This window comes from Streptacidiphilus rugosus AM-16 (assembly GCF_000744655.1).
GTDB lineage: Bacteria > Actinomycetota > Actinomycetes > Streptomycetales > Streptomycetaceae > Streptacidiphilus > Streptacidiphilus rugosus.
Genome location: NZ_JQMJ01000003.1, coordinates 1,078,986 through 1,101,349, shown reverse-complemented (window position 1 = coordinate 1,101,349; position 22,364 = coordinate 1,078,986). Strand labels below are relative to the sequence as shown.

Annotated in this window: 32 protein-coding genes; 14 read left to right on the top strand and 18 right to left on the bottom strand. The window is 70.5% G+C overall.

Translation table 11 applies throughout. The features are described 5' to 3' along the window. Positions 1 to 31: 31 nt before the first annotated feature. From BS83_RS08500 to BS83_RS41555, 3 genes are all read right to left on the bottom strand, one after another. Entirely contained in the window at positions 32 to 1,219 is a 1,188-nt protein-coding gene (locus tag BS83_RS08500) for a cupin domain-containing protein (protein WP_037602350.1), read from the bottom strand. An 11-nt stretch (positions 1,220 to 1,230) separates the two neighbouring features. Further along, positions 1,231 to 1,374, bottom strand: a complete 144-nt coding sequence (locus tag BS83_RS46340; protein WP_198035167.1) for a hypothetical protein — start codon at positions 1,372 to 1,374, stop codon at positions 1,231 to 1,233. 176 nt (positions 1,375 to 1,550) lie between these two features. After that, positions 1,551 to 2,045, bottom strand: coding sequence for an ATP-binding protein (locus tag BS83_RS41555; protein ID WP_084713212.1), 495 nt, complete (start codon positions 2,043 to 2,045; stop codon positions 1,551 to 1,553). Positions 2,046 to 2,254: 209 nt separating this feature from the next. Between BS83_RS41555 and BS83_RS08490 the strand changes: the two genes are divergently transcribed. Genes BS83_RS08490 through BS83_RS08475 form a run of 4 tightly spaced genes read left to right on the top strand, consistent with a single transcriptional unit; the run spans position 2,255 to position 5,643 of the window. After that, the gene (locus tag BS83_RS08490; protein WP_051942792.1) at positions 2,255 to 3,553 is read left to right on the top strand and encodes a helix-turn-helix domain-containing protein; all 1,299 of its coding nucleotides are present in this window, start codon (positions 2,255 to 2,257) and stop codon (positions 3,551 to 3,553) included. Next, the gene (locus BS83_RS08485) at positions 3,550 to 4,368 is read left to right on the top strand and encodes a class I SAM-dependent methyltransferase (protein WP_037602348.1); all 819 of its coding nucleotides are present in this window, start codon (positions 3,550 to 3,552) and stop codon (positions 4,366 to 4,368) included. Before BS83_RS08490 ends, BS83_RS08485 begins: the two co-directional genes overlap by 4 nt. A 16-nt stretch (positions 4,369 to 4,384) precedes the next feature. After that, the gene (locus BS83_RS08480; protein ID WP_037603247.1) at positions 4,385 to 4,954 is read left to right on the top strand and encodes an N-acetyltransferase; all 570 of its coding nucleotides are present in this window, start codon (positions 4,385 to 4,387) and stop codon (positions 4,952 to 4,954) included. Next, positions 4,951 to 5,643, top strand: coding sequence for a DUF6308 family protein (locus tag BS83_RS08475; protein ID WP_051942791.1), 693 nt, complete (start codon positions 4,951 to 4,953; stop codon positions 5,641 to 5,643). The genes BS83_RS08480 and BS83_RS08475 overlap by 4 nt, the downstream gene beginning before the upstream one ends. A 78-nt stretch (positions 5,644 to 5,721) precedes the next feature. Here the strand turns inward: BS83_RS08475 and BS83_RS08470 are convergent, their stop codons facing one another. The 5 genes from BS83_RS08470 to BS83_RS08450 all read right to left on the bottom strand — a co-directional run bounded on the left by BS83_RS08470 (position 5,722) and on the right by BS83_RS08450 (position 7,717). Then, on the bottom strand, positions 5,722 to 5,973 hold the full coding sequence (locus tag BS83_RS08470; protein WP_037602340.1) for a hypothetical protein: 252 nt from the start codon (positions 5,971 to 5,973) through the stop codon (positions 5,722 to 5,724). 94 nt (positions 5,974 to 6,067) lie between these two features. After that, positions 6,068 to 6,259 carry a YegP family protein gene (locus BS83_RS08465; protein WP_037603243.1) on the bottom strand — a complete coding sequence of 64 codons (192 nt, stop codon included), beginning with the start codon at positions 6,257 to 6,259 and terminating at the stop codon, positions 6,068 to 6,070. A 33-nt stretch (positions 6,260 to 6,292) separates the two neighbouring features. Beyond that, positions 6,293 to 6,820 (bottom strand): DUF5994 family protein, encoded by a 528-nt coding sequence (locus BS83_RS08460; protein WP_051942789.1) that lies wholly within the window; start codon positions 6,818 to 6,820, stop codon positions 6,293 to 6,295. Between the two features lie 130 nt (positions 6,821 to 6,950). Beyond that, a complete protein-coding gene (locus BS83_RS08455) occupies positions 6,951 to 7,130 on the bottom strand; it encodes a hypothetical protein (RefSeq protein ID WP_037602338.1) in 180 nt (59 codons plus the stop codon). Next, positions 7,127 to 7,717, bottom strand: coding sequence for a DUF5994 family protein (locus BS83_RS08450; RefSeq protein WP_232248133.1), 591 nt, complete (start codon positions 7,715 to 7,717; stop codon positions 7,127 to 7,129). Before BS83_RS08450 ends, BS83_RS08455 begins: the two co-directional genes overlap by 4 nt. Positions 7,718 to 8,173: 456 nt before the next feature. Between BS83_RS08450 and BS83_RS47280 the strand changes: the two genes are divergently transcribed. The 3 genes from BS83_RS47280 to BS83_RS08435 all read left to right on the top strand — a co-directional run bounded on the left by BS83_RS47280 (position 8,174) and on the right by BS83_RS08435 (position 10,237). Further along, positions 8,174 to 8,332, top strand: coding sequence for a hypothetical protein (locus BS83_RS47280; protein WP_232248131.1), 159 nt, complete (start codon positions 8,174 to 8,176; stop codon positions 8,330 to 8,332). A gap of 57 nt (positions 8,333 to 8,389) precedes the next feature. Further along, positions 8,390 to 9,529 carry an SPFH domain-containing protein gene (locus BS83_RS08440; RefSeq protein ID WP_051942841.1) on the top strand — a complete coding sequence of 380 codons (1,140 nt, stop codon included), beginning with the start codon at positions 8,390 to 8,392 and terminating at the stop codon, positions 9,527 to 9,529. A 162-nt stretch (positions 9,530 to 9,691) separates the two neighbouring features. Beyond that, positions 9,692 to 10,237: an inorganic diphosphatase gene (locus tag BS83_RS08435; RefSeq protein ID WP_084713211.1), complete on the top strand. Its 546-nt coding sequence runs from the start codon at positions 9,692 to 9,694 to the stop codon at positions 10,235 to 10,237. A 39-nt stretch (positions 10,238 to 10,276) separates the two neighbouring features. Here BS83_RS08435 and BS83_RS45230 read toward each other — a convergent pair whose 3' ends face one another. Next, positions 10,277 to 11,041, bottom strand: a complete 765-nt coding sequence (locus BS83_RS45230) for a DUF5994 family protein (protein ID WP_232248129.1) — start codon at positions 11,039 to 11,041, stop codon at positions 10,277 to 10,279. A 171-nt stretch (positions 11,042 to 11,212) separates the two neighbouring features. Next, complete coding sequence (locus BS83_RS08425; protein ID WP_037602334.1) at positions 11,213 to 12,427, bottom strand: PP2C family protein-serine/threonine phosphatase; 1,215 nt, start codon at positions 12,425 to 12,427, stop codon at positions 11,213 to 11,215. A 166-nt stretch (positions 12,428 to 12,593) separates the two neighbouring features. On the opposite strand from BS83_RS08425, the gene BS83_RS08420 reads away from it, so the two are divergent. Next, on the top strand, positions 12,594 to 13,091 hold the full coding sequence (locus BS83_RS08420; protein ID WP_037602332.1) for a DUF5994 family protein: 498 nt from the start codon (positions 12,594 to 12,596) through the stop codon (positions 13,089 to 13,091). A 382-nt stretch (positions 13,092 to 13,473) separates the two neighbouring features. Here the strand turns inward: BS83_RS08420 and BS83_RS08415 are convergent, their stop codons facing one another. The 5 genes from BS83_RS08415 to BS83_RS08395 all read right to left on the bottom strand — a co-directional run bounded on the left by BS83_RS08415 (position 13,474) and on the right by BS83_RS08395 (position 16,233). Then, a complete protein-coding gene (locus BS83_RS08415) occupies positions 13,474 to 13,800 on the bottom strand; it encodes a hypothetical protein (RefSeq protein WP_037602330.1) in 327 nt (108 codons plus the stop codon). A 9-nt stretch (positions 13,801 to 13,809) separates the two neighbouring features. After that, positions 13,810 to 14,604, bottom strand: a complete 795-nt coding sequence (locus tag BS83_RS08410; RefSeq protein WP_051942788.1) for a DUF6928 family protein — start codon at positions 14,602 to 14,604, stop codon at positions 13,810 to 13,812. A 123-nt stretch (positions 14,605 to 14,727) separates the two neighbouring features. Further along, a complete protein-coding gene (locus BS83_RS41550) occupies positions 14,728 to 15,474 on the bottom strand; it encodes a hypothetical protein (protein WP_051942787.1) in 747 nt (248 codons plus the stop codon). 83 nt (positions 15,475 to 15,557) lie between these two features. Then, a complete protein-coding gene (locus BS83_RS08400) occupies positions 15,558 to 15,992 on the bottom strand; it encodes a hypothetical protein (RefSeq protein WP_037602328.1) in 435 nt (144 codons plus the stop codon). A gap of 49 nt (positions 15,993 to 16,041) precedes the next feature. Next, positions 16,042 to 16,233, bottom strand: coding sequence for a hypothetical protein (locus BS83_RS08395; RefSeq protein WP_037602326.1), 192 nt, complete (start codon positions 16,231 to 16,233; stop codon positions 16,042 to 16,044). Between the two features lie 138 nt (positions 16,234 to 16,371). On the opposite strand from BS83_RS08395, the gene BS83_RS08390 reads away from it, so the two are divergent. Further along, positions 16,372 to 17,064 (top strand): class I SAM-dependent methyltransferase, encoded by a 693-nt coding sequence (locus BS83_RS08390; protein WP_232248127.1) that lies wholly within the window; start codon positions 16,372 to 16,374, stop codon positions 17,062 to 17,064. Positions 17,065 to 17,096: 32 nt separating this feature from the next. Here BS83_RS08390 and BS83_RS08385 read toward each other — a convergent pair whose 3' ends face one another. Then, the gene (locus tag BS83_RS08385; RefSeq protein WP_037602324.1) at positions 17,097 to 17,549 is read right to left on the bottom strand and encodes a MarR family winged helix-turn-helix transcriptional regulator; all 453 of its coding nucleotides are present in this window, start codon (positions 17,547 to 17,549) and stop codon (positions 17,097 to 17,099) included. Between the two features lie 113 nt (positions 17,550 to 17,662). Here BS83_RS08385 and BS83_RS08380 point away from each other — a divergent pair, with 113 nt between their 5' ends. Beyond that, a complete protein-coding gene (locus tag BS83_RS08380) occupies positions 17,663 to 18,571 on the top strand; it encodes an alpha/beta hydrolase (protein WP_037602322.1) in 909 nt (302 codons plus the stop codon). A gap of 28 nt (positions 18,572 to 18,599) precedes the next feature. On the opposite strand, the gene BS83_RS08375 is transcribed toward BS83_RS08380, so the two are convergent. Then, complete coding sequence (locus BS83_RS08375) at positions 18,600 to 19,523, bottom strand: DUF6891 domain-containing protein (protein ID WP_037602320.1); 924 nt, start codon at positions 19,521 to 19,523, stop codon at positions 18,600 to 18,602. Positions 19,524 to 19,730: 207 nt separating this feature from the next. Between BS83_RS08375 and BS83_RS08370 the strand changes: the two genes are divergently transcribed. The 4 genes from BS83_RS08370 (at position 19,731) to BS83_RS08355 (ending at position 21,700) form a co-directional block, all read left to right on the top strand. Continuing rightward, the gene (locus tag BS83_RS08370) at positions 19,731 to 20,189 is read left to right on the top strand and encodes an SRPBCC domain-containing protein (RefSeq protein ID WP_037602318.1); all 459 of its coding nucleotides are present in this window, start codon (positions 19,731 to 19,733) and stop codon (positions 20,187 to 20,189) included. Then, positions 20,186 to 20,530, top strand: a complete 345-nt coding sequence (locus tag BS83_RS08365) for an ArsR/SmtB family transcription factor (protein ID WP_037602316.1) — start codon at positions 20,186 to 20,188, stop codon at positions 20,528 to 20,530. The genes BS83_RS08370 and BS83_RS08365 overlap by 4 nt, the downstream gene beginning before the upstream one ends. 123 nt (positions 20,531 to 20,653) lie before the next feature. Next, positions 20,654 to 20,992 carry a hypothetical protein gene (locus tag BS83_RS08360; protein WP_037602314.1) on the top strand — a complete coding sequence of 113 codons (339 nt, stop codon included), beginning with the start codon at positions 20,654 to 20,656 and terminating at the stop codon, positions 20,990 to 20,992. Positions 20,993 to 21,076: 84 nt separating this feature from the next. Next, the gene (locus BS83_RS08355; RefSeq protein ID WP_157597027.1) at positions 21,077 to 21,700 is read left to right on the top strand and encodes a hypothetical protein; all 624 of its coding nucleotides are present in this window, start codon (positions 21,077 to 21,079) and stop codon (positions 21,698 to 21,700) included. A 75-nt stretch (positions 21,701 to 21,775) separates the two neighbouring features. Here the strand turns inward: BS83_RS08355 and BS83_RS41545 are convergent, their stop codons facing one another. Further along, positions 21,776 to 22,333, bottom strand: a complete 558-nt coding sequence (locus tag BS83_RS41545; RefSeq protein ID WP_084713210.1) for a GNAT family N-acetyltransferase — start codon at positions 22,331 to 22,333, stop codon at positions 21,776 to 21,778. Between the last annotated feature and the right edge of the window lie 31 nt (positions 22,334 to 22,364).

Sequence of the window (22,364 nt, the reverse complement as noted above, 5' to 3'; positions counted from 1 at the left end):
CAGCGGTAGGTGCCCAGCCCCATGCGGGTTCTCACCGGTTACCCCCGAGGGCGGCGGCGTTGCCGTTGACCAGCTCGGTGACCACGGAGGCCGCCTGGGTGAGGGTGAGGCCTGCGCGGTCGGCCAGAAGAGCAAGGCGGTGCTGACCGCCGTCGGCGAGTTGCTCCAGGAGCGGCAGCACGGGGGCAGCCAACGTCCAGTCCTCTCCCCCGGCGACCAGGTGGACATTCCCATCGCTGTCCGTGGACAGAGCCGGGCGCGAGGGCAGCAAGCGGACCAACAGGTCCGGCTGTGGCGGGACGCCATTGACGAAGGGAAGAGAGGGGGCGAGTCGTGGGGACTCCGTCGCATCCCGGGCTGCTGCGAAGCGGGCGACGAGGTCGGGGCTGTCCAGCTCCTCCAGGAGCAGCTTGCGCAGCTCGTCGACGAAGGCGCGTTGGTCGGCGTCACCGGCAAGTCGTGGCACCTCGGCGCGGACTCCCTCGTGGGCGCGCAGCGTCTCGGACAGCCAGGTGATCAGATCGGCGCCGCTGTGGGACTGCAGGCCACAGGTGACGTGGAGGGAGTGCTGACCCTCGGACGCAGCCACCGCGTGCCACCAGCCGCGCGGCAGGTAGAGGACGTCTCCGGCGGCCAGGACCAGGTCCGCGACCGGTTCGCTTGGCGGGGGCTCGGGTGCCTCGACGTCGCGGTGCATGGGGGCGGTGCGGGTGGGGCCGTACAGACGCCAGCGCTTGGCGCCGTCGAGCTGGACGACGACCACGTCGTGGTCGTCCCAGTGGGTACCGAAGCCCTCGGTGCCGGTCCAGGAGGCATAGAGGTTGATCTGGCAGGAGGTACGCAGCCAGCGCTCCAGCTGGGCGGCGAGGTGATGCAGGCCAGGGTGGAGCTCATCGACGGCGTCCAGTACCAGAGTTGCTCCGGCGGCCAGTTGCTGGTGCAGGGCGTCGGGCTGGAGGCGCTGCCAGACGGTGCTTCGGCGGGTGACGACGGGCTGGGTGTAGCGGTAGCTGGGGACGGGTTCGCCGTCGGCGGCGAGGCGGAACCGTGGGGCGTCGAGCCGGTGCCGGGCCAGGATCGAGTTCAGGTCGTCCCAGCTGATCAGCCCGGCGACGGACGCGGCTTCGCCGCGTGCGACCAGGTAGGTGCGGCCGAACGCCTGGGCGAGGAAGTCGTCCCCGCCCAGGCGTTGGGCCACCGAGAAGGGCTCGGTGGTCATCGGATCAGCCGTCAGTCGTTGCTGTCGCTGACGCCGGTGGAGCCGCCGTCGGACTCCTGCATGGCCGCACGCGAGCGGGCGGCGGCGACCTTGGTGCGGGCGATGAGCAGGCCGTCGTTCTCCTGCTCGGTGGCGCTGGTGAGGTGCTCGTGCATCGCAGACCTCCTGCGTGAGAAGTGCGGACCGGGCCGGTTGCCTGGTCCATCGGGTTGTGTGCGGCGGCCCCGTCGCGGGGGAGCGTGAAACCGGGAGCCACCGCGTGGTGCGGGAACCCAGGCCGGGGCCGGGCTCCATTCCCTGGCCCGCGTCGCGACCGGGCCAGGAGCTGGGGTCAGGTGCTGCCTTTCGGGGTGAAGCCGGCGGCCATCGGCGCGGCCACGCGCACGAGTGCGGTGAGCCGTTCCTCGCCGTCGAGGCGCGAGTCTGGGCCGACCTCGAACCAGACCCGCTTGCCGGCGGGGTCGGGTTCGGCTCCCCAGTCGGCGGCGAGGGCCGCCACCAGGAGCAGACCGCGACCGTGCGGCACGGTGGGGTCGAAGCCCCTCGGTGTGGGCAGTTCGGGGTCGGTGTCGGTGACCTCGACGCGCAGGCGCTCACCCGTCCACAGGACCAGCACCACGCAGGCAGCACCCGTGTGCCGGGCGGCGTTGGTGATGACCTCCGCCGAGAGCAGGGCCACGTCTCGGCGGGCGGCATCGGTCAGCGGCAGCTCCCGCTCGATCACCAGGTCCGAGATCACCCGGCGTGCAGCGGACACCGCGTCTGCGGCGGGCTCCACGCGGAAGCCCGGACCGAGCTGGCTCGGCGGAGGGGCAAGAACGGACATGGCTGGCTGGCCTTTCGAGGAGGAGCGTGCACCGACTTCCGCCGGCCTTCTCTCGCTCCGGGCGCTCCCGGGGTGTCTTCACCAAACCGCGCTCAAGCGCGAAGAACCACGGCAGAATTGATGCGCACAGGACGCATCCGTGCTGCAAACCGACCGCTGAGCTGGGACGTCGCGCTCCAGGCGAACCTAGCTCGCCGAGGAGGACGTGCATGGCGACCAGGAGGCCCAGGCTCATCGAGCGCCGCAAGGCGGTCGGACACACCCAGGAGTCGCTGGCCGAGGCAATGGAGGTCGACCGGACCACCGTCGGGCGGTGGGAGAGCGGCCATGCCGCGCCCCAACCGTGGATGCGCCCCAAGCTGGCCGGGACTCTCGACGTCACCGTCGATCAACTCGCTGAACTACTCGACGGAACGGACACCGAGGCAGCCCGACCTATCGCCGTTCCCATGCAGTTACCCGAAGCTCGGCGACCCGCGAGCCCACGGGACATGGTCGCCGCCATCGCGACCGACTCCGCCGAATCAGCGCTGTTCCTGCGGTTCGCGAGCAGCACCAATGTCGATGACATCCTGCTGGAGCAGTTGGAGGCGGACATCGCCCGCCTCGCGGTGGAGTACGTCAGCAAGCCGGTCCCCGACCTGATCCACGAGATCAGCGCCCTGCGACGCGGCGTCTTCGACCTGCTCCAGGGCCGCCAGCACCCGCAGCAGACCATCCGGCTCTACCTCGCCGCAGGCCGCCTCAGCGGACTCGCCACCCACATCGCCCTCGACCTCGGCCACTACGCCGTCGCCGCCACTCACGCTCGCACCTCCTGGCTCTGCGGCGAACACGCCGGCCACAACGGGCTACGCGCCTGGGTCCGCTCCATCCAGTCACTGATCGCCTACTGGCAGCGCGACTATGCCCGGGCCGCCGACCTCGCCCGAGCAGGAATGCCGTACAGCGACGGCGGCACCATCGGCGCCCGCCTCCTCAGCCTCGAAGCCCGCGCCTCTGCCGCGGTCGGCGACCAGGCCGGAACCCTCCGCGCCATCGAGTCCGCCGCTGAGGCCCGCACCGGCTCGGCAGTCGTGGATCTGCCCGGCGTCTTCGACTTCCCCGAGGCCAAGCAGTGGGCGTACGCCGGCACCGCGCTGCTCGCTCTCGACAGCACGCGCTGGGTACCCCAAGCGATCGAGGCATCGCATCTGGCCATCGCTCTCTACCAAGCGGCTCCAGAGGCCGACCAATCGTCCGGTGACCTGCTTGCCGCCCACCTCGACCTCGCCAACGCGCACCTCGCCAGCCGAGACACCGATGGCGCGCAGGAAGCGCTCAACGTCGTGATGCAGGCCGGACCAGAGCGTCTCACCGCCAGCATCGCCAAGCGCCTCCAGGCCTTGAACAGCAGCCTTGCCTCGCAGCCCTTCGCTGGATCGCCCGCGCTCCTGAGCCTCCGTAAGAATGTCCAGGAAGCCTGCTCTCGCCCTGCCCTCACGACCACCTCGGAGCCAAGCACGTGACGAGCAACACCGCACAGCAGGACGCCGCCGTGACCGACAAGGCCCGCCTGGCCACCAGCGCATACGCCGACGACCGGCACCTGGCCGCACGGCAGTCGATCTACCAGTGGCAGCAGCCGCGCTACGACCTGCCCGGCATCGCCGTCGAGCAACTCACCGAGATCACAGGCACCGTCCTCGACATCGGCTGCGGCAACGGCAAGTTCGTCACCCGCCTCCACCGCGACCGGCCCGACCTCCACGTCATCGGGACGGACATCTCCGCCGGCATCCTCGCCGACGTCCCACGCCCCGTCGTGGTCGCCGACGCCCAGGCACTCCCCATCGCCGACGCCTCTGTGGACGCCGTTCTGGCGATGCACATGCTCTACCACGTGCCCGACATCCCGACCGCCATCAGCGAGCTCGCCCGCGTCCTCAAACCCGGCGGACTCGTGATCGCCTCCACCAACAGCGACACCGACAAGCAGGAACTCGACCAGCTCTGGAAGCAAGCCGCCGCTGATGTACTCGGCATCACCGAAGGCCCGTCTCGGGTGTCCCTCAGCTCCCGCTTCTCGCTGGAGAAGGCACCGGAGCTGCTCGGCCGCGGCCTCGTGGACATCCGGGTTATGGAGCTACCAGGCACGATCAAGGTCACAGATGCCGAACCAGTGGTGGCCCACCTTGCGTCCTATGAGGCTTGGGCTGACCAGCTCGGCGTGCCCTTCGCCTCCACACTCACGAGGGCACGAGAGTTGGTCGAGGCGGAGATCGTCGAGCAGGGTTCGTTCCGGATCACGTGCCTTGGCGGCATCCTCGTGGGCCGGAAGTGACATGCGGAAGGACAGCATGAGCACCGCCGCCGCGTCCCGCATCCAGGTCGAGCGCTACACCGGCCTCGCCGGCATCCGGCAAGTCATGCTCGACATGTACGCGGACGTGCGCCACGACCTCATCCACCTGCCCCACTACAGCGCGGACTCCTTCGCCGAGCGCCTGGACCGCCACGCCGCCGAGGACGGATGGGAGGCCGTGATCGGCTACGACGGCGTCGAGCCCGTTGGCTACGCCTACGGCAACACCGTCCTGGCCGGGAACCGCTGGTGGACCCGCATGGACGAGCCGCTCCCGCCCGGCTTCGACCAGGTCCCCACACTCGCGCTCAAGGAGCTCGGTGTGAGACCGGCCTGGCGGAAGACCGGCGCGTCGTTGCGGCTTCACGATGCCCTGCTGGCCGGACGCCCCGAGCCCCGCGTCACGCTCCTCGTTAACCCAAAAGCCGGGGACGGCAAGGTCCAAGCTCTCTACGCAAGTTGGGGATATGTGCCAGTCAACCGACAGACCCCGAGTCCCGGCTCTCCGGCTCTCGTGGCAATGATCCGCGCCGTGGTGCGTCCGGAATCGCAGGTGCTCAGATGACGAAGCTTCACATCCCTGCCGTGTACTGGGACGTGAACGAGTCGGTGCGACTGCTGCGGTCGTACTTCACCGACCGACGCTCAAGGGGCGACCTGTACTGGTCGGGGGCTCACTTCGAGCGGCTCGGCGGTGGCGGGGACCGCACGGAGGCTGCGGACCGGTTCGACGCGACCGATCTGGTCGCCGTCACTATGCTCAGTGTCTCGCCGGACCCGCACGGGGCGGTCGAACTGCTCGCCGACCCCGGGGGGCACTGGAACCGGCTGCTGTCGGCCATCCCCCGCGACGCCCGACTGGAAGACCCCGGCAGCGACCCGCTGGTGGCGAAGGGTGGTCCCGCCTGGGAGCTGTGGGAACGGCTGGTCGTCCGGGCCGGCCCGGACGGCGTCCGCGTCGCCGTTCTAGCGGGCAAGCTCATGGCCCGCAAGCGGCCGCACCTGATCCCGGTCTACGACAGCCGCGTCAAGAAGCTGTTCCGGAGGCCTCGGGTCGACCACACCTTCTGGTCCTCGCTGGCTGACGCGCTACGCGCGGACGGCGGGGCCTTCCGGGAGCAGCTCGCGCTGCTCCGGGCCAAGGCAGGGATTGGCGAGGACATCTCCGTCCTGCGGGTGCTCGACGTCATCGCCTGGCTACACCAGGGTGAGGTCGAGCAGGCGGCAGCCGCCCACTCGACCTCAAGCTCCTGATCCGGCTCGCCTCTGCAAGCCCGCCAGAGCCGCCGCCGTGCGGCGACCGTCGTGGTGGGTGCGGACGAACTCCAGCGATTACGCAGCAATCCCTGCGCCGTGCGCGCGGTCGTCGAGGAGGGACTCCACCGCTGTGCGGAGCGTCGCGGCGGTCGCGTTGATAATGGGCATCGGGCCGGTCACGGCCTCCACCTCGTTAGAGATGTAGCAGGGACCGGCCGTCCGATCCGATCCGCGCAGCCCGGGCACCAGCTGTGCTGCCTGATGTGGCCCTGAGCTGGGCGCTTTCTTGATCGTCGGGATCAAGCAAAGGGCCTGCTGAAGCTTCATCAGAAGTACCCGCTCAGGCTGCCGCCACGGCACATTGAAGGCACACGGCTTCAGAAGCGACTGGCCGCTTCGGTCGATCGGCGAGCCCGGCCGACTACAAGACCGAGGGGACGAGGACCGTGATCTGTGCCTCGGTGGCGCTGGTCTGCATGGCGGCGACGCCGGCCAGGCAGTCGAGCTGCGAGGTGAAGGCCTTGCTTGCGACGATGGTCTCGCCTCGGAGACCGGTCAGGCGGAAGCGCCATTCTCCGGAGTTGTCGATGTAGACCTCGAACGTGCTGGTCATGGCCATTCGCCTCATTGGGGATGTTGAACGCGGTCAGCGCGCAGGGGTGGCGGGGGTGCGGTCGTGCCGCGTGCGGATACGGACGTGCCCGTATGGTCCCGTGCCGAGGGCTGGGGCGAGGGGTCCGTGTGCAAAGAGAGCGCGGGCACTCTGCTGGTTACGGGAGCGTGCGGCGGCGGTCATGAGCTGGCCGGCGCGCCAGGAGGCGGTCTCCGGCGGTATGACGAGGAGTTGCCACCGCTTGATGCGGTAGGAGAAGAGGGCAATCGCGTGAGGGTCCTGGTCAGGGTCGTACCAGTTCACGCGGACGTCGTGCGATCCGGTCGCGATGCTGTGACTGCGCTGCGCCCAGGCGGTGTCGTAAATGGAGGCTCGGCTGATGCGCCCCCACCTGCGGTCCAATTCCTCGATCAGCTGAGGAAGCTCGACGGAGAGGTCGCGGGAGTGCGGCCACCAGGCGCCGTCGAGTCGGCGCCTGGTGCCGTCGGGCGTCAGGGCCAGCCGAAGCGGCGATCGGGCCACTGGGCGGGCGAGGAGTACAGGAGCGGTGATCGTGGTCATGCCGCCGACCTTTCTGGTGCTTGCCGACCCGGGGCGGAGCCGGCTCGGCCGGAGCCGGGACGGCAAGCCACGCTGTTTTGCCGGGCTCGTGAAGCGCGCCCGTCACGGAGGTCCACCTCTGGCTTTCCGGTCAGGGGCGGCGATGCGTGTGCTCGATGGTCGGGCGCCGACGCGGGAGGTGCCACCGGTGCGGCTGGGTTACCGTCGGGAGCAGGGTGTGTCGGGCGTTGGCCAGTTGGATCAGCAACACGCCGATGCCGATCATGGCGGCGATCACCAAGAGCGTGAGCAGCGTTCCCACGGTGCTCACCTGCCCGAGGACACGTGCATGCGGCCGATGGGCATGGTTGTCGGAGCGGATGCAGCCGCGCCGCCTTCGGACTCCCATGCTGATTCCAGACCGGAGTCGCTGGGCGCGGCTGCGAGGAGGTCGGCGTCGTCGGCGTGGCGGTTGTGTTCGGCGGCGATGAGCTCGCTCGCGCTGGGCGCTCCGGCCTGGTCGGTGGCGGCGGCCATCAACCGGGCAGCCGCGGCCTGGCTGGTCTGCGGCGGGATGACGAGCAGGTCCCACCGCCCGAGCCGATAGGACATGAGCAGCAGCTTGTGCGGGTCCTGCTCGGTCGTGAACCAGCCGACCTTGACCACGTGGCCGGGGACCGGCACCTCGCGCGGCAAAGACTGCCAGTGGGTCGGGTTGACATTGACCCTCGTGATCCGCCCCAGTCGGTCCAACTTTTCGACGAGGGACGGCAGTTCGCGAACCAGGTCGTCGGAGTGCGGCCACCAGGCGCCGTCCAGGGCGCCGATCGGGCGGGCCCCAGGGGCGAAACCCGGCCGCAGCGCGAGCCGCAAAGCGGGCGTCTCCCCACGAGGCGGCGGGAGGACTGCCAGAGGCATTCGAAGGAGTGACACGGACATGGTGCACGTCCTGTCTCCGGGCCCGCGCGCGGGCCCGGTGTCGGCGTTCGCCGAGAACGACAGGGGCACTGCAGCCGGTGCACGAAATACCCTCGGTAACCTCCAGCCTACTCCGCGCGGCGTCGATCCGGACCGATGTCAGGCGTCTGATTTTGACCGGGTGCGGGTCCGGGGTTGTCCGAGCAGAGGGATCAGGGCGTTGGCGCCGGCGCCGCCGAGACCGCGTAGACGCGAGTCGGTTGCAGCGACTCGGCGTCATCGCCGCGAGTCACCCTCGCAACGGGCAATTGGGCCGTCGTCCGTGCTCACTGGGTCTCCGAGGCGCAGACTGGCGGTATGGCCTTGCCTGAGTCGCACCAGTGCCGCACTTGCTCGCCCCCACCTGGGGGTGGGGCGACCCTGCACGAAGACCTGGTGGTAGGGGCCCCGCTGTCGATGGACGATCTTGATAAATCGGAGCTCCTGGAGCGATTCGCCGGGAAGTACATCCACGACGGCTGCCAGGTCATCGAAGTCCACAAAGTCGCTGCCGACAGTCTCAGCGGCCACGCCTGGGTCGTTCAGTTCCTCGAAGGCGACAACGGACAACGCTGACCTGGGCGCGTGTTCACATGAAGTGCGACGCGTTCTGGCCTCGCAGAGGTGATGATCATGTTTGGCTATCGTGTTCCCGCTCCCGACCAGGCGATGCTGATCTCCGGTGGTCGGCGTGGCATGGGGGATGCGCCGTTCCGCGTGGTCACGGGCCATGGCGCATTCGTGCTGCCGGTCTACCGGAAGACTCGCTTTCTGACGCTTGCGATGTGCGAGGCGGAGGTCGACGAGACCTGCGTGACGCATCAGGGCATCGCACTCACGGTGCGAGCGGTGATCGCCTTCAAGGTGGGCAACGACAAGGAGAGCATCGTCAACGCGGGTCAGCGCTTCCTCTCCGACCAGGACCAGATGTCCGTCCTGACCGGCCGGATCTTCGCGGGCCACCTACGGTCGATCATCGGCTCGATGACGGTCGAGGAGATCGTCACCGAACGGCAGAAGCTGGCCACCGAGGTCCTGGAGACCTCCAAGGCCGAGATGGCCAAGATCGGCCTCATCGTCGACTCGCTGCAGATCCAGTCCATCGACGACGGGCAGACCGGCTACATAGCGGCGATGGCGGCCCCGCACCAGGCCGCGATCCAGCGGCAGGCCAAGATCGCCCAGGCCCAGGCCACCCAGGCCGCCGCCGAGGCCGAGCAGGCCGCGGCGCGAAACCAGGCCGAGTACGCCCGGCAGACCGCGGTGGTGAAGGCCGAGTACACCGCCGAGGTCGACCGCGCACAGGCGCAGGCCGCCCAGGCCGGACCGCTGGCCGCCGCGCACGCCCAGCAGGAGGTGCTCACGGCCCAGACCGAGCTGGCCCAGCGCGCCGCCCAGCTGCGGCAGCAGCAACTGGTCGCCGAGGTGGTGCGCCCCGCCGAGGCGGAGGCCGAGCGGATCCGGGTACTGGCCCTGGCCGAGGCCGAGCGGATGAAGATCCAGGCCGAGGCTGCGGCTTCCAACGACCGGGTCGCGCTGGACCGGATGCTGATCGACCAACTGCCGCTGATCGTCAAGGAGGCGGCCGGCGGTCTGACCGGCGCCAACGTCAACGTGCTGAACGGCGCGGACGGGCTGGGCGAGATCGCGGCGGGGCTGGTCGGACAGGGGCTGACGATCCTCGACTCGGTCCGGAAGAACCTGGGCTCGTCCCGCACTCGCACCGACGGCGGGGGAGAACCGACCACGCGGCTCCTCGGTCCGGTTGACTGAGAACCGGTCGGGCTCGGACAGCTGTACAGATACAACGAGTACAGAGAACAACGGCGTCTCCGGGCGAGCGAGACGGCCCCCGTCTGGCCGGGCCGCCCACTCCGACCGGCATCGGGGGAACGGGCATCGTCCTTCCATCCGTGCCGTCACCAGGAGCGGGAAGTGGACTTCGTTGTCGTCGTCGAGATCCCCCAGGGGTCCCGCAACAAGTACGAGATGGATCACACTCTCGGGCGCATCCGGTTGGACCGCATGCTGTTCACGTCCACCCGGTACCCCGCCGACTACGGCTACGTCGAAGACACCCTCGGACTGGACGGCGAGCCCCTGGACGCGCTCGTTCTGGGCGGCGACCCCACCTTCCCCGGTGTTCTGATCCACTGCCGTGCGCTGGGCATGTTCCGTATGAACGACCAGCGGGGCGAGGACGACAAGGTGCTGTGCGTGCCGGCAACCGACCCCCGCATGAGGCACCTGCGCGAGCTGGACGACGTGTTCGCCCACGACCTCCGGGAGATCCAGCACTTCTTCGAGGTCTACAAGGACCTGGAACCCGGCAAGTCCTTCGACGGCGCGTCCTGGCTCGGCCGGGCCGCCGCCGAACAGGAGATCACCGCGGCACGAGCCAGACCGGCTACCGGATCCCGCCGCGAACACGACGCCAGGTCGACGTCCGCGCACGATGTCCCCAGACCAGCGGAACTCTGATGTCGCGTCAGGCAGGCCTGCTCGCCACAGCTGCCACGGCTACGAATCGCTCCGCTTCCAGCACAGCAACTGCCACAAGGTGCCTGCCCCGATCTGCTCGTACGTAAGCCCGGTCTCCTCGGCCAGCGCTTCGAGTCCAAGGCTCCCGCCATGGGCCTCCGCAGCCCTGGCCAGCTGGGCCGCCCACAGCTCCGCTTCGCCGAACGTCCCCTGCTGCTCGAACCGGGCCTTGAGGTGCTCGACCGTGCAGTCGGCCGCCGAGTGCCGAGCGGGTAGAGCTTGCCCCAGCCCCAGGGAGGCGCGGGCGAGGACACCGCCGCCGGACTCCCAGGTGTCGGTGGCCAGGGCGACGGCAGCGGCGAGCAGGGCGCTTGCGGTCTGCCGGGTGGCCGGGTCGGTGGCCGCCGCCATGAGCCGGGCGGCTGTGGTCGGGTCCGTCTGCGGCGGGACGACCAGCAGGTCGCAGCGTCCGACGCCGAAGGAGAGGAGCAGGAGCTTGTGCGGATCCTGTTCGACGGCGCACCAGCCGATCCGGATGACACGGCCTGCAATCGGCAGACGGGCCGGCAGCGGCTGCCTCCAGTGGCGAGGGTCGACGGTCACGCGGGTGATGCGCCCCCGGGTACGGTCCAACTCTGCTATGAGCAGCGGAAGTTCGTGCGCAAGGTCATCGGAGTGAGGCCACCAGGCTCCGTCGAGGAGACCGGATGGCGGGCCGACGGGCTTGAGTGCGAAGCGTGGGCGGGGCGTGAACGGCGGAGGGTCGGGCAGCGCGGAACGTCCGGGAAGCGGCAGTTTGGTCATGGTGCGGGCCTGTCCCCGGGCCCGCCGTGGCAGGCCCGGTGTCGGCGTTCGCCGAGAACGACAGGGCATGGCCGCCGGTGTTCGAAGAACCCTCGGTACTTTCACCGTACTCCGCTCCTGCCCGGTTGAGGCCGGTTCCGTAGTGCGCATCCACGCCTGCGGGAAGGTCCGTCAACGGCCCGGTCCGCGCCACTCGATCAGGAAGATCGTTGCGTCGTCGCTGGTGCGCCCGCCCCGTGCTGCGTTGAGGGCGTGGGAGAGGGCCCGTGTGGTCGCTGCCAGCCCGTTCCCGGCGCGCCCCACGCGTGCGGCGATGTCGATGAGCTGGGTGCGGCCGAACTGGATGCCGCCCGAGGTGTGCTCCTCGACCACGCCGTCGGTGAAGCAGACGATCCGGTCTCCTGGTTGCAGGTTCACCTCGCTGACCAGCGGCTTCTCTCCGCCGAAGCCGACGGGCAGGGTGGTCGGGCCGTCGAGAATCCGAACAACGTCGTGGTCGCGAACGAGCAGCGGCGCCGGGTGCCCGGCGTTGACCCACTGCAGCCGTCCGGACGGGACGTCCAGCCGCATCATCTGCGCCGTGGCGAAGTGCTCGGGATCGAACTGGTCCGCGATCACCTCGTCCATGTAGGCGTAGATCTCGGCCAGGCCGACGGCGGCACGCCGCGCATGGCGGTAGGCGCCGATCGCTGCGGTGGCCATCACTGCGGCCTTCAGACCGTGTCCCATGGCGTCGATCACGGCGGCATGCAGGGTGTCGCCGTTCAGGGCGTAGTCGAAGCTGTCCCCGGCGACCTCATAGGCCGGCTCCAGGAAACCCGCCACCTCCACCTCGGGGACCGACATCGTCAGCGGAGGCAGCAGGGACCACTGGATCTCGGCGGCGACGCTCATCGGGCGGCGCCGCCGTGCCCGGGTGAACCAATCCGTGGACCGGTCCCGTGACGTCAGCAGGCTCGCCACCAGGGTGGCGAACCTGGTCAGATCCGCTCTCTCTCCGTCGTCCAGGCGATCCACAGACAGCGCCAGCACGCCGAGGCTGTCCCCGCCGTCCATCAGCGGGAGGTAGGCCCGCAGCCCGTTGACTTCGGGCACCACGACCAGGCTCTCCTCCACCAGCGCCTGCCCCGCAGGTGAGCCGACGACCGGCTGTGGGCCCATGCCGGCACAGCCGTCGTGGGACAGGGGGACGAGGAGCAGTTGCTCGTAGTCCTGGAGCAGTAGCACGGCGTGGAGGCCGCCCGCAGCGGCGAGCTCCTGCGCGATCACCCAGGCCAAGAGATGGGGCTGCACTGAAGCCGCTCGGTCCAGGAGACGACCGAGCAGGTGGCCGCCGAACCGTCCGGCGCCCCCTGGCGCGGCCCGATCTTCGCAACGCTCCTCCATACAGCCATACGACCACGCTTTCCGGGCCACCGCTGCTGTTGGCTGAGACTCACACCCCAGGGGTCGGGTCGGAGTAGCGTGGACGGTGACCTGGGCATCCCTTGAAGCCGATGGCTCCGTTCCCGGGTCACCCGCCCGCCCCTGGGCGGCGGTCAGGCGGTACCCCATGAACACTGAACAACCTGGACGGACCTCCGGGTATCTACTGCCGGATGCGGCAGCATGGCCCACCTCGCCCGACGCCGTCGTGCTCCGGCTGGAGACCACCAGGTCCCGGGAGGGAGCCGTCGACGGAGCATGGTGGCCGCGCTCGCGCGACCTGGCCGAACAGCTGCCCGGCCTGATCACCGCGCTCACCCCGCACATCGGCCCCATCGAGCGGGTAGGCCTGGACAGCTCCGCATGGGACGGCGTCCCCGGCCGACTGGTCATCGACGAGCACGTCGTGCACGTCGACTGGTTCCCGGTGGGTGACGACACTGTCATCCTCACCCGCGGCCCCCAGGACCACTTCGTCCTGCTCGTGATCCCGCCCGGAGCGGACCCGGAGGCCGCGCACGCCGCGATGACGGCCGCGGTCCGGCCCGCAGGAACAGACACCGCACAGCAGATCCTCATCAAAACCAGGATCTCCCCCTCGACGACGTCGGCCGATGCTTCCTGAGGGTCGACAAGCAGCCGGCCACGCAACACGTGCAGCGCGCCGAGCAGCAGGTTGTCCCGTCGGACCGCTGCACACTCGTGCCGTTCCGCAGGGCACGTCCAGGGCACACGACACCGAAAAGTGCCCCCGAACAGCGAAAATCATGAAAGGTGATTCTCGCAGCTCAGAGGCACTTTCGGCTCGTTTCCGCAGGTCAGCGCAGTGGCCGCGCGGATAGCTGCACGAGTGGCAGGACTTCGCGAACCGGCTGCATGACGCCGGGCACCAGCTGTACTGCCTGATGTGGCCGTGACTGCCTGATGTGGCCGTGAGCCGGGGACCGTCCGCGCTGCGGAGTCAGCCGGCGCGGGAGCTCGTGCGGGCGTGACGGCCGGGTCGGCGATCAGGGTGTCGGCCGCGTCAGGACCTTCGCCACGGGCTCGCCGGTGCGCCGGGCGTGGGCCAGGCCCTGGCGCACCTCGCGCCAGGAGCGTGGACGGTGTCCCGGACCGCCGCAGCAGCTCTTGTGGAAGCCGATCCCGGCGTTGACCAGGACCTCCAGCGTCCGCCAGGCCGCGGCCTCCCGTCGGCGCGGCGCGGCGAAGGCCGAGCCCATGTGGATCAGGCCCCTCGAACACCGCGGGCAGACGCGCTGCCGCTCCCTGTCGTAGGGCTGCTTGTACGAGGCCCGGCAGGGGAGGCAGACGTACGAGGTCTTTCCGTGGGTCATCACGCGAGCCTAGACGCCGTCCTGGGACGGACTCGAAGGGTTTTCCTCCCGCCTGGTCAACGTGCCGTCGGGACCGAGGGTGTAGATGCGGGGCGGTGGCATCGCCGCGACCGCCGCCCTGATCGCGGCCTCCTGCACGGCGGGGTCCGGTGCGTCGGGGTCCCGGACGGCGAAGCCGTGCAGCGGCACGGCGTCCGCGTCGACGTCGTCGGGCTCAGGACGGCCCTCCACGATGAACCCGCAGAGCGCGCGCAACGCGTCCTCGCCCAGCTCCAGCGGGTGGAAGGGCAGTGGGTACGGCTCCTCGTCGTCCTCGTCCTCGTCGGGCCACGGGATGACGTCCGCCGGCAGTTCCCCGGCCCAGTACGGAGCTTCGAAGGGCAGCGGCTCGCCGATGTTCTCGAGGATCCCACTGTCCGGGGACACGCTCAGCGACCGAACGAGCTGTCCGTCCTCCCAGACGGCGAACGCGAGCCAGTCGACGACGCTGTGCATGGCATGCAGAACCATCCGCCGGCCCGCGCCCGCCGCGACCAACTCCTCCGGGAGCTGGGAGGGCAGATCGACCATCACCCGTCGATCACAGACCAGTTCCACTCCCGGCCAGCTCCCCGCGTACGCCTGGCCGTCGGGAGGGTAGACCCCGTCCGACAGGGTCGACCCGGCGATCGGCTCGACGGTCCAGCCGGGATACAGGCGTCGCATCATGGCGCTCGTCCGCTCCGGATCGGCGTCGCCGACCTGCTTCAGCGCGGCCGGCACGTCCCCGTCGACGAATACGAGCAGACCGGTCTTGGCACCCAAGGTTCCTCCCCACAGCGAGATCCACGTCCCGGCTGGACCTTATGCGGAGCCACCGACAGTCAGGGCCAGGAGAGCTCGACAAGCCGGGCTCCCAGGGCGAAGAGGCCCGTCGGCCCTCGGGCGTCAGCCACGGGGTGGGGGCCAGGCGAACCCGAGGGCGCGGGCGAAGTCGGCCGATCCGCCGCAGAGGACGGCGTGGTCGCGGGGATCGTGCTCCGTCAGTTCAACGCCGAGGCGGGTCGCCTGGACCGATGGATCCTCGTCGGTGACGGCGAGGACGCTGCGGAACTGGAGCCAGGGTTCGTCGGACGCCGTCGGCCGGTGGGGGTGGAACAGGAGGACGTCGATCTCGTCGCGCTTCCAGGAGGAGATCTGCGAGATCTGGAACTGCCACCGTTCGAGCAGCCCGGGCCTGGCGCGAAGCCAGTCGCGGAGCAGCCGGGCGGTCGTCCGGGCAGGCCATTCCCAGCTGTGGTCCGCTTCGGCGCGAGCGACCTCGGCGTCGTACGCGCGAGCGTCGAACCGGAAGTCGGGCAGGGCCGGGGGCGGCCCGTTCCGGTCGCGCCAACCGCCCCAGACCACCTGGTCACCCTCGCGCCGGACGGTCACACACAACGCCCCACAGCAACCCCAGGTGCACTCGGCCTCCGCGAGTTCGACCTCGTGAGGTGCGTCTCCGGCGCGCAGCGGCCCCTTCGCCGACAGCAGGCGCTCAGGTGCGTGTCCGGGACCGGGGTCGAAGGCTTCGGCGACGATGTCGCGGCCGTCGATCATCGGGTGGACGGCGGCGCCCATGCGGCTGACGCCGCCGGCCTGCCGCTCCTCCGAGGTGCGGATCTCGATGGTGAGGCTGTTCAGGGCGGTTGTCACCGCCCGATTGTCACAGAGCGGGATCCCCTCGACCCAGCCGTTTTCGCCCCCTGGGGGCACGCGCCTCGCGGGAGAGCTTCTGCTCAGTGGGCGGCGATGAACCGGGTCACCACGGGGTCCGTCTCGATGAGGAAGTCGACGACCTCCCAGAACTCGGCGAGCAGGGGATGGGCCAGCGCAGCGGCGCGGTCCAGCTTGGTGCCGTAGATGGGGCTGTCCGGCGCGGCCGCGCCACCGGTCACCAGCGAGCAGGCGGCCGCCGACTGGCCCGGCACCGCGCCGTAGCGGGCGCCGAAGGTGACGTGGTCGCTGTGGTCGTCCGTGCCCCAGGTCCCGAGGATGACGTCGAAGTAGATCTCCGGCCCGCCCGCGTGGTGGTAGCCAGAGGCGAAGAAGACCGCGCAGGCCTCGCCGTCACGATCGATGTAGGCCCAGGTGCGTTCGGCGTCCGTGCCGCAGCAGTCGCACGTGAACGTGCGGACCTGGCGCTCGCCGGTGAAGCTGAAGGTGTGTCCCATGGGCCGTCATCTTGCAGGAGCCGTCGGCGACTCCGGAGCCCGGGGCGGGTCACGCCGTGCCGACGGCCGCGGCCCACGCCTCCAGCAGGGAGAAGCCCTCCGAGCGCAGCCCCACGGCCGGGTCGATGCGATGGAGCAGCGCGTACGGGTTCAGCGGTCCGTCCACGTCCACCAGCAACAAGGGCCGTTGAGGCGCGGACTCGACCGGCTCCGGGAGGGCCCGGGGCTCCGAAGTCGTCATGGGGTGAACCTCATGACGCCCCGGCATACTTCGGGGCCGGTTATCTCTCTAGGCTGCTGCCATGCACTGTCCCGTGGAGTCGCCCGCCGTCGGTGCGCTGCGCGACCCCGCGTGTCCGCCGGACCGCGTGGTGCGGCCGTGAAGCCGTCGCTCCTGTTGCAGGACGACGAGTTGGAGCAGACCTCGGTCGTCGCGAACAACACCATGAACCGCGAGCGCGGACTCAACGGCGTCAACAGCTACGCCCGCGAGCTGAGCTTCGATCCGGTGGAGCGACTCAGTGCCCTGGAGCGGCCGCGCTGGCTGGACCTCTGCAGCGGGGAGGGCATCGCGCTGCGCATGGCGACCGCCGTTCTGCCGGCGGCGGCAGTCCTGACGGGCGTCGATCTGGTGGGCCCGCTGAGCCGGGGCGCGGGTCCGGGCTCGGGCGATGTCGAGCTGGTCACCGCCTCGCTGACGACATGGGCGCCTCCGGTCGGCCGCGAGTACGACCTGATCACCTGCGTCCACGGGCTCCACTACCTCGGCGACAAGCTGGGGGTGATCTCCCGTGCCGCCGGCTGGCTCGCGCCGGGCGGACTTCTCGTCGCCCACCTCGACCCGACCACGTTCCGCCTCCCGGACGGCCGCCCTGCTGCCCGTGCGGTGCTCCGCGCCCTCCGCACGGCGGGTTTCGACTACGACTCCCGACGCCATCTCCTCCGCCGGGAGGGTCCGCTCGGAGATTGTTCCCTGCCCTTCGCCTACCTCGGTGCCGATCCGGAACCCGTCCCCACCTGGACGGGCCAGCCCGGCGTCGCGACGTACGTCCGGCCGCTCCCGCAGGCGTAGGCGCCGCGCGGTGCCTGAGGCGGGAGGATCGCTCAGGTCGCTTCCGGTCGGCTGCCGCAGTGCGCTTCCAGGGAGGTGCGCAGGGTGGACAGGGTCGTGGAGATGCGGGCCAGATCGTCGGGGGAGACCGCGGAGGTGAGGGCGGCGACTTCGGATTCCACGACGGGGCGGGAGGCCGTCAGCTGCTTCGCGCCGTCGGGGGTGAGCTGGAGGACGGAGGAGCGGCGGTCCTGGGGGTGGGCGACGCGCTCGCACCAGCCGGCGGCGACCAGGCGGTCGACGGCCTTGCTGACGGCGCCCACGGTGATGCCGATCTCGCCGACGATGTCGAGCACGCGACAGCCCGGGATCCGGCCGATGATCTCCAGCATTTCGAACTGTCCCAGGCTCAGCCCCAGTTCGGCGCTCAGTCGGGCGCTCACCGCGTTGTAGAGCCGGGTCTCCACGCGGACGAGATCGATGAAGACGGGGGTGACGCGGCTCACAACTACCTCCAATAGATTCCTAGGAATCATCTTCCTCGGAATCTGGTTAGATACAGCACAGGCGGATGGATTCCCAGGAATCCATCTTCGCATCCCGACCCTGGAGGCCCGACATGTCCCGACAGCAGCGTGAAGCCCTCGACGCCCTGCTCCGCTCCGTCCCCCGCGGCGGGACCCCGCCGACGATCGAGGAGCAGCGCAGCGGGTTCGCGGCGGCGATGAGCCGCCCGGCGCCGGAGGGCGTGGCCACCCGCAGGACCGTGCTCGGCGGTCGGCCGACGCTGGAACTGGTGCCGGAGAACGCCTCGGGCGGCGGTCAGCTGCTCTACCTGCACGGCGGTGGCTACGTCATCGGTTCACCGGAGACCCACGCCGGGATGGTCGGCGAACTGGCCCTGCGCACCGGGCTGCGCACCCTGTCGGTGGACTACCGGCTCGCGCCCGAACACCCCTTCCCCGGCGCGGTCGACGACGGACTCGCCGCCTACCGTGAGCTGCTGGAGGCCGGCACCGACCCACGGGAGCTCGTCCTGGCCGGCGACTCCGCCGGAGGCGGTCTGAGCATCGCCACGCTGCTGGCCGCCCGGGAGGCCGGACTGCCGCAGCCCGCCGCCGTGGTGGTCTTCTCGCCCTGGGCCGACCTCACCCTCTCCGGGGAGAGCATCCGCACCAAGGCGAGCGCGGACCCGATCTTCACCGCGGCCGACATCCAGGCCTACGCCGATCTCTACCTGGGCGCGGGCGACCCGGCAGATCCGCTGGCCAGCCCGGTGTTCGCGGACCTCACCGGACTGCCCCCGCTGCTGGTGCAGGTCGGGGCGAACGAGCTGCTGCTGGACGACGCGGTCCGCCTGGCCGCCCGCGCGGGCGCGGCCGACGTCGAGGTCACCCTCGAGATCGGCGCCGGTCTCCCCCACGTCTACCAGCACCAGCACGGCCGCCTCGACGAGGCGGACGCCGCCCTGGACCGCGCCGCCGAATTCCTGACGGCACACCTGCCCGTGCGCACGACCGTTGGCTGACGGGGGCCGTGACGGCACGCCCCTGGCGTCAACCGATCAGGCGCCGACGCCAGTCGAGCGGCGTGACCGTGATGGCACGGCCGGGGTCCCGGTCCCACGCGGCCTGGAGGCCCGCCGCCTCCAGTGCCGCGACGACCTCGGCCCCGATGGCGGCGGTGGTCCCGGACGAGCCGTCGAAGCCGCCGTAGAGAAGCGTGAGCTCTCGGCCGGCCACCGCCGAGTCGGTGCACTGGGTGTGGAAGTAGACGAAGCCGCGGGCCTCGGGGCCGCCCTCCGACCGGATCTCCGAATGGCCGCAGTTGCGGCAACAGGTGAAGTTCTCCCGGGCGGTGATGCCGGAGTCCTGCAGCACGGCGAAGGCACGCGTGAGCCGCTCGGGGTCCGTCTCGCCCTCCCACGAGGCCTGCTCCGCGACTCGCCCCAGCCACATCCGATCGACCAGCGCCAGCGCCAGCGCCTGCTCCGGTGAGACAGGCCGACGCTCGGCCGTGACCAGGAACTCCTCGGCAAGTTCGGCGAGCTCGGCCCGCCCGGCGTAGCCACCGGTCAGAGCGACCCGGACCTGCTCCTCCAACTCTGCCTGCTCGCCGTCCTCCAGATCGAGTGGAGGCACCTCCACCACGGGACCCATGTCCAGGCGCGACCAGACCAGTTCGCTGCTCCAGTCGGGTTCGCACCGGCCCCAACGGGTCAGCGTCGTGACCACGGCCTCCGCCTCGTCGACCACCACCTGGAAGTGCCTCGCGGCCGAGCCGTCGCGATGTTCCACCGTGTAGCGACCGCCGGTCTCGTGCCAGACCTGGGCGTACACGTCGGGGAGATCAGGAATCCGCTGAAGCACGAGAAACCGGTCGCCGTCCGCACCCACACGCCGAACCAGCCCTGCCAACTCCTCGGTGGACGTTCGCACGTACCGCTCGTTGTTCTCCGTCGCCACCACGATCTCAAGCATGCGGCGACTCTGGCACACGACACCGACAGCATGGGGCGGGGAGGGGGAGCGGGGAGCACCCGGCGCATCGAACGGGAAGCCCTGCGGAGGTGCGGCACGGCTCCAGGGGCGACCATGCCATTCATGCGCAACCAAGCAGTTGCGCATCGGCCACAGGACGTGCAACCTGGAGGTAGCACAATCCGCGGAAGATGAGACGAGGCAGCCGTGATCCCCGACGCCATCGAACGTGCCGTTGTCATCGACGCCGACCCCTCGCGCGTGTGGACGATCCTCACCGAGCCTGCGTTTCTCGGAACTTGGCTCGGCAGTGGTAAGCCGGTGTCGGTCGATCTACGGCCCGGTGGACTGCTGGTCTTCGATCACGGGGTGCACGGCACCATTCCCGCCCGCATCGAGCGGGTCGAGCCGCAGCGCTGCTTCTCGTGGCGGTGGTCCCAGGGGGCGGCCGGGGAGGAGCCGACCGAGGCGAACGCCACGTTGGTCGAGTTCACCCTGACGCCGGACACGGCCGGTGGGGGCACGCGGCTGACCATGGTCGAGAGCGGCTTCGCCAAGCTGGGCCTGCCCGAGGACGAGGCCGCCGCACGGCACCGGGCGAACAGCGAGAACTGGCCCGGAAAGCTCGCGCTGCTGGGCGACGCCTGCGAACGCGCACACGCGTGAGCGGGAGAAGCGGTGCCGACTCGGCACCGGAGGAGGTGCTGACCGCCGTCGCGGACCCGCTCCGGCGTCAGATCCTCAGCGCGCTGGCCCGCGAGAGCGCCATGACGCCGACCTCGCTCGCCGCCGCGTTCCCGGTGACCCGGCAGGCGGTGGCGAAGCACCTCGCCGTACTCGAGCGCGCGGGTCTCGTCCGGAGTCACCGTTCCGGGCGCGAGGTCCGGTACGAGACCGATCCTGAGCCCTTGCGTCGGGCCACGCTGTGGCTCGACGCGCTCGCCACCCAGTGGGAGCGGCGCCTGGACGCGATCAAGGCGCTGGCCGAGGGCACGGACGAGGCCTGAAGCCGGGGATCTCCAACCGGGTGACGGAGGCTCATATCCGCCTCAAATCCGGTGTGTCCCACCGGCGGGCCGGGAACATTCGGCCCGAAGGGCCGGTCGTGCCGGGTCGGTGGGGAGGCTGCGATGAAGTCGGTGGCGGTCGCGGCGGTGGCGCTGGGGATCGTGGCGGTGGGTCTGGCACTGTTCGCGGGTGTGGCGGCGGTGCTGCGGGCTCGGGCCCGGCGGCTCGGACGGCGGCCCGAGAGCCCGGTCCGGCCGGAGAGCGGGCCGGTGGCAGAGCAGGACGGCTGGGTCTACGTGCCCTGGAGGAACGTGCCGCGCCATCATTTCGGACAGGGGCATCACTGCCCTCCCGGCCAGGGGCACCCGGGCGGGGACGGTCACCACCACGGCGGCCACCACGGCGGCGATCTCGGCGGCCATCACGGCGGTGGGGACGCCGGCGGGCACCACCACGGGTGAGGCGCGGCACCCCCCTTCCGGGGGCCCTCGATCACGGCTGGTCGGGGGTTACCGCAGTGCACGAAGAACCGTCACACTGTCGCGGTGCCCCGACGAATATGGATCGCCCCGCCCCACTTGGTGCCGCGGATCTCCCTGCTCGCCGCGCTGTCGCCACTCCTGATCGTCGCGATGTCGCTGCTGGCGAGCAATCCGGACTACGAGGCGCTGGGGATCGTCCTCGGGACGCTGGCGTTGATCGGCGCGGTGACCCTGATCCTCTCAGTGCGGCCCGGTGGCTGGCCGCTCACGGCGGGGGTGATCCTCGGACTGGTCCTGCTGGTGCTGCCGGTGGTGCTGCTCCCGTCGGAGTGGCTGGCGCACAAGGGGGTGCGCGCGGAGGTCCGGATCACCGCGGTGCACACGTTCCAGGGCAAGCACGGCCCGACCTACACCTGCGACGCCCAGCCGGTGGACGGGGTGCCGTTGCCGCACGCCCACCTGAACAACGCGGACTGCTGGGACTCCCCCGAGGTCGGGGCGACCGAGAACCTGCTCGTCGACCCCGGCGGCTGGTTCGCGCCGATGCCGGCCGACACGGACTTCGGCGGGATGAACGTCGGGATCGGCGTGCTCGCCGGCGCGGTCCTGCTGTTCGAGCTGCTGGTGGTGCTCAGTCGCCGGAGCCGGCTCAAGCAGGTGGCGCGGGAGGAGGGAACGGTCCGATGACGGCCACGTACGGGAACGGGATCGCGTACGTGCGCGGCGATGCGACGACGCCCCTGGGGAAGGGGCCACGCGGACTCAGACTTCGAGGCCGTTGCGGTCGACGGTGAGGCCGTGGGGCCAGTCGGTCATCGGGGCGCGGACCGGCAGGGCCATCGCCGGGCCGTCGTAGACCTCGGGGCGGTGGTCGTTGTCGATCATGCGGGTGATCTGGCCGTCGAGGCGCTGCCAGCCGCCGCTGCGGTAGAACGGCACGACCTCGGGGCGACAGGTCAGGAAGCCGAAGGGGAGCGCCAGTTCGGTCATGGTGCGCAGCGTGTGGTCGAGGAGGGCGCGGCCGACGCCCCGGCCCTGAAGGTCCGGGTCGACGGCGACCAGGCCGACGTCGCCGACCAGCAGGCTCGCACCGGTCTGCTGCACCCGCAGGAAGCGGCGCACCAGGCCGAGGTGGGCGACCGGTCGGTCCCCCGCGCTGCCGACGACGCGCAGTTCGGGGCGGGCCCCCGACCAGGTGCACCCGTCGCGGAACAGCTCGACGTGCCGCGGGTAGGCGCGCGCGAGGAGGCCGGCGAGTGCGTCGTGCCCTTCGGGCGGGAGGTCGTTCTCCCAGCTCACTGCCCAGGTCAGGTGATCCACCCGGACGTTCTACCAGCGCCGAGAGGCACGC